We start from the raw sequence: 8504 nt of genomic DNA, 5'->3' as shown, positions 1-8504 counted from the left end.
CTTTTTGGGCGCTCTGATGTAGCTGTCGAGGTCATACCTTCTCGCCCTACCGGATGGTGTACGTACTGCATGGATCCAGCCCTTCTGTTCCCATCGCCTCAAGGTGTGGAGACACACCCCAAAATAATCCGCCGCTTCTCTCGGTTTTACATACCTAGCCATACCAAGCAGCCATACTGAACATACTGGGCATTATTTTCAGTATAGTCCAGCATATCATTGACTAGAGTCATGCTCTCACCCCCTAGGCAGCTGAGTCCAAGGGCAGGATACGGCCATAGGCCCGCTGCAACACCTGCGGCTGCAACACCTGCTGCGGGGATCCCTGGGCAATCAGCACGCGGTTGAGGAGCAGCACCTCGTCAAAGTAGGCCAGCGCCTGCCCCAGGTCGTGGTGCACCACTATCACGATATGGCCGGCGTCGGCCAGCTCCCGCAACACCTGAAACACAATGGCCTCGCTGGGCTGGTCGATCCCGGCCAGCGGCTCGTCCAGGGCGTAGATCTCCGCTTCCTGCGCTAGAGCCCGCGCCAAAAACACCCGCTGCTGCTGTCCCCCTGATAGCCGACCAATGGGCCGATCCCGATAGGCTCCCATCCCCACCCGCTCCAGGGCTTGCGCGGCCCGCTCCCGACCTTCTGGCCCGATGCGGCGCAACCAGCCGGCAGCTCTTACCTGTCCCATCAGCACCACATCCCACACCGTGGCCGGAAAGCTCCAGTCGATGGCCGACCGCTGCGGCACATAGGCCACTTGCTCCCCCCGCAGCACCTGGCCGCCGTAGCGCACCTCGCCCCCCTCTTTGGGCACCAACCCCAACAGCGCCTTGAGCAATGTACTCTTGCCGGCCCCGTTGGGCCCCAGGATGCCCGTGATGCGCCCCGGCCGGATCTCGGCGCCGATCCTCTCCAACGCCAGCAACTTGCCGTAGCGCACCGTCAGATCCCGCACCACCAGGGAGGCCGGACGAAGCGGGAGAGAAACCGCTGGTTTTTTCATTTTCCTTTCATTTTCATCAAGACCAGTGTAACCTAGGGGGGTACATGAATCATGAAACGATTATGAAAATGAAAGCTTTGTTTTTTGCTGGGCGCCACTTGGCGGTGGGATTTGGCCTGGTGATCGGGGGTTGGCTGTCCCTGGCTGGCTTGGCTGTGGCGCGTCCCCGCGTCGTGGTCACCACCACCTTGATTGCCGATTGGGTAGGGCAGGTGGGGCAGGATCGCATCCAGCTCAGCAGCCTGCTGCAGCCGGGCGTGGATCCCCACGTCTATGAGCCGACGCCGGCCGATGCCGCGGCCCTGGAGCAAGCGGATCTGGTGTTTTACAACGGCTACAACCTGGAGCCGGGGTTAATTCGTCTTATCGAGGCCACGGCCCAAGGAGCGCGGCGGGTTGCCCTGGCCGAGATCCTTGAGCCCATCGTCGCCGATGAAGACGGGATCCCGACGCCGGATCCCCACGTGTGGGGCAATGTGGAAAACGTCATCCTCATGGTGGAGCACATTGCCCAGGAGCTGACGGAGCAAGTCCCCAACGAAGCCGCTTTTTTCCAGGCCAATGCCGCCGCCTATCGGGCGGAGCTGGAGGAGCTCCACACCTGGATCGGGGAACAGATTCAGACCATTCCCCCCGCCAACCGGGTTCTGGTGACCACCCACGATGCCTTTGCCTACTACACCCAAGCCTACGGCCTGAAGATGGGGGGATCCCTCCTGGGGATCAGCACCGAGGAACAGCCCAGCGCCCAGACGGTGGCCCAGTTGGTGGAGGAGATCCGCGCCCTGGGGGTGCCGGCGGTCTTTGCCGAGACCACCCTTAACCCCGCTCTCATCCAGACGGTGGCCGCCGAAGCCGGGGTGCAGGTAGCCGAACAGGAACTGTACTCGGACTCTTTGGGGGAAGCAGGCAGCGGCGCCGAAACCTACGTCGCCATGATGCGCCTCAACACCTGCACCATCGTGGCGGCCTTGGGCGGATCCCCTGACTGTCCTTGAGGGGCAGCATCGAGACGGTGGGGCTGAGTTTTGTATGATAGGGGCTCAGACCCTCGTTATCTCACCGCGTCCATGCCTGCTGCCATCCGTCGCCCGCCTCGTTCCCTCTACTGTGGCCAAGTGCGCCCGGCCCACATCGGCCAGACCGTCACCCTCTACGGCTGGATCGACCGCCGCCGCGACCACGGCGGTGTGATCTTCTTGGATCTGCGGGATCGCTCCGGCATCGTGCAACTGGTGGCCGATCCCCAGAAAACCCCCCTCTCCTACGAGCTGGCGGGGCAGGTGCGCAGCGAATATGTGGTGCGGGTAACGGGAACGGTTCACCAAAGACCTAGTGACTCCTTTAATCCCCGCCTGGCCACCGGCGAGGTGGAGGTCTACGCGGAAGAGTTGGAAATTCTCAGCCGGGTGGGCAAGCAGCTTCCCTTCAACGTCTCGGGGGAGGAAGGGGAAGAGGTGCGGGAGGAGATCCGCCTGCGCTACCGCTACTTGGACTTGAGGCGAGAGCGCCTGTCCCGCAACCTGCAGCTGCGTCACCAGGTCATCAAGGCCATCCGCCGCTTCCTGGAGGACGAAGAAGGCTTTATCGAGGTGGAGACCCCCATCCTCACCCGCTCTACCCCCGAAGGTGCCAGAGATTACCTGGTGCCGAGCCGCGTCAACCCCGGGGAGTGGTTTGCCCTGCCGCAGTCGCCCCAGCTTTTTAAGCAGTTGCTGATGGTGGCCGGCGTGGATCGCTACTACCAAATTGCCCGCTGCTTTCGGGATGAGGATCTGCGGGCGGATCGCCAGCCGGAGTTTACCCAGCTGGACATGGAGATGAGCTTTATGGATCAGGAGGCGATCCTGGAACTCAACGAGCGGCTCCTCTGCCATATCTTCAAAACCGTCAAAGGCATCGACCTGCCCCGCCCTTTCCCGCGGCTGACCTATGCCGAGGCCATGGCCCGCTACGGCTCCGACAAGCCCGACACCCGCTTTGGGCTGGAATTGGTGGATGTTTCGCCGCTGTTTCAGGGATCCGGCTTTAAGGTCTTCGCCAAGGCCTTGCAAGAGGGCGGTGTGATCAAAGTTCTGCCGGTGCCGGGCGGCGACGAAAAGATCTCCAACACCCGCATCAAGCCGGGCGGGGATCTGTTCAAGCTGGTCACCCAGTACGGGGCGGGTGGCCTGGCCTTCATCCGGGTGCGGCCCGGCAGCCTCGACACCATCGGCGCCCTCAAAGAAAGCCTCAGCCCCGAGCAGGAACAGCAGTTGCTGCAGCTTACCAACGCCAAGCCGGGGGATCTGCTGCTGTTTGGAGCAGGGCCGGCTGCCGTGGTCAACGAGTCGCTGGGCCGCCTGCGGCTGCACCTGGGCCAGGAGCTGGGCTTGATCCCGGAGAACGCCTTGAATCTCCTCTGGATCACCGATTTTCCCCTGTTTGAATTCAATGCCGAGGAAAACCGCCTGGAAGCCCTGCACCACCCCTTTACCGCCCCCCACCCCGACGACTTGGCCGACCTGAAAACGGCGCGGGCCCAGGCCTACGACCTGGTCTGGAACGGCGTGGAAGTGGGCGGGGGATCCCTGCGCATCTACCAGCGCGAGATCCAGGAGCAGGTTTTCCAGACCATTGGCCTTACCCCTGAGCAGGCGCGGGACAAGTTTGGCTTTTTGCTGGAAGCCTTCGAGTACGGCACCCCGCCCCACGGCGGCATCGCCTATGGCCTAGACCGGCTGGTGATGCTCTTGGCGGGGGAAGATTCCATCCGCGATGTCATCGCCTTTCCCAAAACCCAGCAGGCCAGGTGTTTGCTCACCGGTGCCCCTTCCGGCGTCGAGGCCAAGCAGCTCAAAGAACTGCACGTGGCCTCCACCTATCAGCCCGGCTGAACAGGATCCCCTGTTCCGGACTGTGGAAGGATAGAGAAGAACCTACCCCACCTTTCCGTATGCTAGACCTGACCGGAAAAAAAGCCTTGGTAACCGGCATTGCCAACGAGCGCTCCATCGCCTGGGGCATTGCCCAGCAACTGCACAAAGCGGGGGCGACGTTGGGGGTTACCTATCTGCCGGACGAGCGGGATCGCTTCAAGACCAAAGTCCAGCAGCTCACCGAGCCCCTGCAGCCGGATTTTCTCCTCCCTTGCGACGTGCAAAGCGACCAGCAGATTGACGAGCTGTTTCAGGCAATAGCCCAGAAATGGGGTCAGGTCGATATCTTGGTTCACTGCCTGGCTTTCGTCAAAAAAGAAGAGCTGAGCGGCAACTTTAGCGATATCTCGCGGGAAGGGTTTGCCCTGGCCATGGATGTGAGCACCTACTCCCTGATTGCCCTCTGCCGGGCCGCCAAGCCTCTCTTGAGATCCGGCAGCAGCATCCTCACCCTCACCTATTTGGGGGGGGTGCGGGTGGTGCCCAACTACAACATGGCCGCTGTCACCAAAGCGGGCCTGGAAACCTGCGTTCGCTACCTGGCGGCCGAGCTGGGCCCCGCCGGGATCCGGGTGAATGCCATCTCCGCTGGACCCATTCGCACCTTGGCTTCTTCGGCCATTGCTGATTTCCATGCCATGCTGCACGCGGTCGAGGAGAAAGCTCCGCTGCGGCGCAATATCACCCAGCTCGAGGTGGGCAATGTGGCAGCTTTTCTGGCCAGCGACCTGGCCAGCGGCATTACCGGCCAGGTGATCTATGTGGATAGTGGATATAGCATCCTGGGTTTTTAGGCTCTTGGGGATCCCCCTGGCATGAATCGCTTCTCGCCTTTGCAGCGGCTGCTGCTCACCTGGATTTTGATCGTCATCAGCGGCTGGCTGGCCCTACAGGTGGGCCGGCTGTTTGGCCATCTGCTCACCACCATCCTGACGGCGGCGGTGCTGGCTTTTTTGCTCAACTATCCGGTGCAGGTGCTGCGGCGCTATCGGGTAAGCCGCGGTTTGGCAGTCACCCTGGTTTTTGCCCTGTCGGTGGTGCTGCTGGCCTTGGTGGGGATCGCTGTGGTGCCCATCCTGGCCAAGCAGGTGGTGCAGTTGGGGGCGCGGATCCCGGAGTGGGTGGATACCTTACAAAGCTGGCTGGATCAAATCAGCCTGTGGGCGGCAGAGCGCAACATCAACCTCGGCCAGACAGAGCTGGTGAACACCCTCCTCAACCGCCTGCAGGCCAGCGCCGAAAAAATTGCCGGCCAATCCCTGGACATCCTCCTGGGCACCTTCAATCAGGTGATCGATCTGGTGTTGGTGTTGGTGCTGGCCCTCTACATGCTGCTCTACGGGGGGCAGTTCTGGCAGGGGTTGCTCAGCCTCTTCCCCAAGCCCTGGGGACCGCGCATCGGCGAAGCCCTGGCTCTGAGTTTCCAGAACTTTCTCATCAGCCAGTTGGTGTTGGGGTTCATCATGGCCCTGATGCTGGTGCCAATTTTTGGGTTTTTGCGCGTGCCCTTCGGGCTTTTGTTTGGCCTGTTGATCGGCCTGCTGGAGGTGATCCCACTGGTGGGGGGCTTTATTGGCATCGGCGCGGCAGCGGTGCTGCTGGCCTTTCAGGATATCTGGCTCAGCCTCAAGGTGGTGCTGGTCTCCCTAATTGTGCAGCAGGTTAAGGATCGGGTCATCGCCCCCCGCCTGATGGGGGAACTGATCGGCCTCAACCCGGTGTGGATCTTGATCGCCCTGTTGGTGGGGGCGCAACTGGGGGGCATCCTGGGCGTCATCGTCGCGATTCCCCTAACCAGTGTGGTGAAAAGCCTCTACGAGATCGCGCGTTCCGCCGACTTGGCCGCCGAAGAGGGCTTGGACTCGACCACGAGAGTGACCTCTCTGGGCGAAAGTCGCAGAGAAACTCGCCGGGATCCCACCTTGCCCAAACCGGAGACCCAACAGGTTTAGCGTGCTGACGTTCCAAGCGGAGCCGAACCCGAATCCGTATCTCCCCTCTCCCTTTGGGAGAGGGGCCGGGGGTGAGGGCCTCAGCGAATTTTTCCCTCGATAAAAGGCACCTCCAGCACCTTTTCGTGGTGGATGGGGCCATGGCCAAAATAGCCCCCTTCCCCGAACAATTCGCCGTGGTCGGCGGTAACGGTGATGTAGGTGTTTTTGGGAACCAGATCGAACAATTGTTCAAAAACCCCATCTAGGTAGCGCACCGCCTCGATCTGCCGCTGGCGCAGCTCCTCCAACTGGGCGGCGCTGAAAAAGGGGATCCCGGCCTCTTCCCCTTCATCCAGGCGCTTTAACACGCCATTCACCCCAGAGATGCGGGGCCACAGGCTGGGATCCTCATCGGGCAGGGCGTAGGGATAGTGAGTTTCGCCCACATTCAACAGGTAAAAGCTGGGGCGATCCGGATCAAAGCGCAACTGCTCCACCATGGCTGCCATGTCGTTGTGGCGCGGCATGAGGCGGTAGGAATCGAAGTCGCGGTTGAGCAGGGTGCTGGGGTTGAGCACCGGCAGGGAGACCATGGCGTGGGTGGTGTAGCCCAGTTGGTGCTTCAGTAGCGTCGGCAAATAGAGGTGGGGCAGCAGATGCTTGAACTCGATCGGCTGCCGGGTACCGAGGCGCTCGTTGTAGCGCAAATATTCCTGCTTGTAGTGTTCAGACGCGAAAACCTGGGTGGGGCTGGTGTGGGGCAGCAGGCCCATGAGCAGGTTGTAGTGGGCGGGAGCCGTCCAGGAAGCGTAGCTCCAGCGCTTTTCCAGGGATCCCAGCTTGAGCAGATGCTTGGGGTTGGCGGCCAGCAGGCTGTCGAAACGGCAACTGTCGAGAACGATCAGCAGATAGTTATTCTGTCCCTGGGGTTCCGGTCGAGGGTCGGACTCAGACGAGGGAGCCGCAGAAGATCGCCACCAGTTCAAGAGTCCCATTCCTCTTCCTCCTGGGCAGAATAGGGCCGTCGGACGATCCGCCAGTTGGGGGCTGTGGCCGCGTCGTCTTCCTCCTCAAGTTCTTCCTCAGGATTGGCAGATTTAGGAGCCGGGTCGCGAATGCGTTCCGGCGGGATATTGGAGTAGGAATAGCGGCCTGCCTGGGGATCCGGCAGATCCTGAGGCAAATAGTGGTCGGGGGGAATCATCTGCGCTTCCAAAAAGCGCACTCGCTCGATGAGCTGGTTTAACTTGCGGATTGCCTGTCGCTGGAATACCCGGTCGTGCAGCCGCCAAGCGCCCACATACAGAAACCCCAAGCCCACTCCTACCCCATAGGCCGTCAAGAGCGTCAGCGACAAAGGAATCGCAGCGCCAGCTTGCCCGGCTACGACTACGGCTGCCGCAGATCCCCAGTTTTGGACAAGGAAAACGAGCAGGGTCAGTATCCACAGGCCCAGGAGTATGGAGCGGATATTCTGGAGCATGGCCGCCACCTTCCCTCTTCACCAGGCTACCACCACCCCTGCAAGGAGCGGCGGAGGAAACCCCGACTCCTCAGCCACCTCCGATTGCGTTGGATCCCCAGCCCGGAGCCACTTGAGCCGCCCTGAGGATAAAGGCAGCCAGGTTGCGCAGCGCTTCATCATCCATCCAGGAGGGGGGCACGGGGCGGCAGCCATAGCTAACCTCGGTGCCATCGTAGCTGCGGGGATCCCGTTGGTACTCCACCAAGGCTTGAATGGTGTCGCGGGGTGGGGTGGCGCCGCGCAAGTCCTTGAGCGAAAGGGAAATGTTGGGGGCCGGTAGGGTAGAGCCACCCACGTGGCAGTTCAGACAGGCGGACTGAAAGCGATTTTTCCCGTCGGTAAGTTGCTCTGGAGTAAAGGTGAGCATGTGCCCTTCCGCATCCCAGGGCAGCTCTATCGGCTCAGTGGTTCGCAGATAGTGGCTCACGTAAGGATCAATGCGGCCTGCTGCTGGGCTAGCTAGCCCTAGCCATACCAGAAGCAGGATCCCGGCCCACCTCCAGCCACGGCCCGGGACCCGCCACCGCTTTGCCCCTTGAGTTTGCCCAGGCATCAGAGATAGGCCGAAAGGTCACTGTGGGATTCGCTCTTGGTGCCGCCCCAGCCGGGCACGGTCTTAGCCTGCACTAGGATGTAGCCGGCAATTAACTTCAGATCCTCATCGGTGAGGTTGCGCAGGCGAGGATACTCACTTAGAAGCTGGGTGTTGGGATGATATTCCACCAGGGACTCTACCCCGTCATAGGTGACCGGGTTCTTGATGTAGTCCACGATCGCCAACACATTATCGCGGGGAGGTGTTGCCCCCTCCAGATCCGAGAGCTTCAAGGTAACATCCGGATTGGGATAGGTCTGTCCACCCACATGACACTGGGCACAGGCCCTGTTGAATAACTGCTTTCCTCTGGCCAGTTGCGCTTCCGTGAAAGTGATGGACTCGGTTGGCGACAAGGCTACAGGAGGAATCTGCCTGGCCGCCAAGGCCGGCCCCCAGGCATACCCGGCCATCCCCAAAACCAAGATCAGGATCAGTAACCGACGACGCGCCGCCGCGAACGCTTTCTGAAGAGAAAAAAATTTGCTAAACATGGTTCTCCGTAGTTCGATCTTAGAAAAGGGGTCAGCTC

At 61.2% G+C, this 8504-nt stretch carries 10 protein-coding genes; 4 read left to right on the top strand and 6 right to left on the bottom strand.

Features of this window, described 5'->3' with window-relative positions; translation table 11 throughout:
• A partial coding sequence (locus tag SYN60AY4M2_RS13670; RefSeq protein ID WP_143597332.1) for a helix-turn-helix domain-containing protein occupies positions 1-162 on the bottom strand: 162 nt, incomplete at its 3' end.
• Between the two features lie 82 nt (positions 163-244).
• Positions 245-1000, bottom strand: coding sequence for a metal ABC transporter ATP-binding protein (locus tag SYN60AY4M2_RS13665; protein ID WP_099813164.1), 756 nt, complete (start codon positions 998-1000; stop codon positions 245-247).
• 44 nt (positions 1001-1044) lie between these two features.
• On the opposite strand from SYN60AY4M2_RS13665, the gene SYN60AY4M2_RS13660 reads away from it, so the two are divergent.
• From SYN60AY4M2_RS13660 to SYN60AY4M2_RS13645, 4 genes are all read left to right on the top strand, one after another.
• Positions 1045-1998: a zinc ABC transporter substrate-binding protein gene (locus SYN60AY4M2_RS13660; RefSeq protein WP_240527869.1), complete on the top strand. Its 954-nt coding sequence runs from the start codon at positions 1045-1047 to the stop codon at positions 1996-1998.
• Positions 1999-2070: 72 nt separating this feature from the next.
• A complete protein-coding gene (gene aspS / locus SYN60AY4M2_RS13655; RefSeq protein WP_099813162.1) occupies positions 2071-3876 on the top strand; it encodes an aspartate--tRNA ligase in 1806 nt (601 codons plus the stop codon).
• Between the two features lie 59 nt (positions 3877-3935).
• Complete coding sequence (gene fabI, locus SYN60AY4M2_RS13650; protein WP_011430514.1) at positions 3936-4712, top strand: enoyl-ACP reductase FabI; 777 nt, start codon at positions 3936-3938, stop codon at positions 4710-4712.
• Between the two features lie 21 nt (positions 4713-4733).
• Complete coding sequence (locus SYN60AY4M2_RS13645) at positions 4734-5870, top strand: AI-2E family transporter (protein WP_011430515.1); 1137 nt, start codon at positions 4734-4736, stop codon at positions 5868-5870.
• Positions 5871-5950: 80 nt separating this feature from the next.
• Here the strand turns inward: SYN60AY4M2_RS13645 and SYN60AY4M2_RS13640 are convergent, their stop codons facing one another.
• From SYN60AY4M2_RS13640 to psbV, 4 genes are all read right to left on the bottom strand, one after another.
• Positions 5951-6847 (bottom strand): sulfatase-like hydrolase/transferase, encoded by an 897-nt coding sequence (locus SYN60AY4M2_RS13640; RefSeq protein ID WP_083759164.1) that lies wholly within the window; start codon positions 6845-6847, stop codon positions 5951-5953.
• Positions 6835-7335 (bottom strand): hypothetical protein, encoded by a 501-nt coding sequence (locus tag SYN60AY4M2_RS13635; RefSeq protein ID WP_011430517.1) that lies wholly within the window; start codon positions 7333-7335, stop codon positions 6835-6837. Before SYN60AY4M2_RS13635 ends, SYN60AY4M2_RS13640 begins: the two co-directional genes overlap by 13 nt.
• A 70-nt stretch (positions 7336-7405) precedes the next feature.
• Entirely contained in the window at positions 7406-7930 is a 525-nt protein-coding gene (gene psbV2, locus SYN60AY4M2_RS13630) for a photosystem II cytochrome PsbV2 (protein ID WP_011430518.1), read from the bottom strand.
• Positions 7930-8466, bottom strand: coding sequence for a photosystem II cytochrome c-550 (gene psbV / locus SYN60AY4M2_RS13625; RefSeq protein ID WP_011430519.1), 537 nt, complete (start codon positions 8464-8466; stop codon positions 7930-7932). The genes psbV2 and psbV overlap by 1 nt, the downstream gene beginning before the upstream one ends.
• Positions 8467-8504 lie beyond the last annotated feature (38 nt).

It is taken from the genome of Synechococcus sp. 60AY4M2 (assembly GCF_002760375.1).
Classification (GTDB): domain Bacteria; phylum Cyanobacteriota; class Cyanobacteriia; order Thermostichales; family Thermostichaceae; genus Thermostichus.
This window is presented reverse-complemented; position numbering and strand designations above follow the sequence as displayed.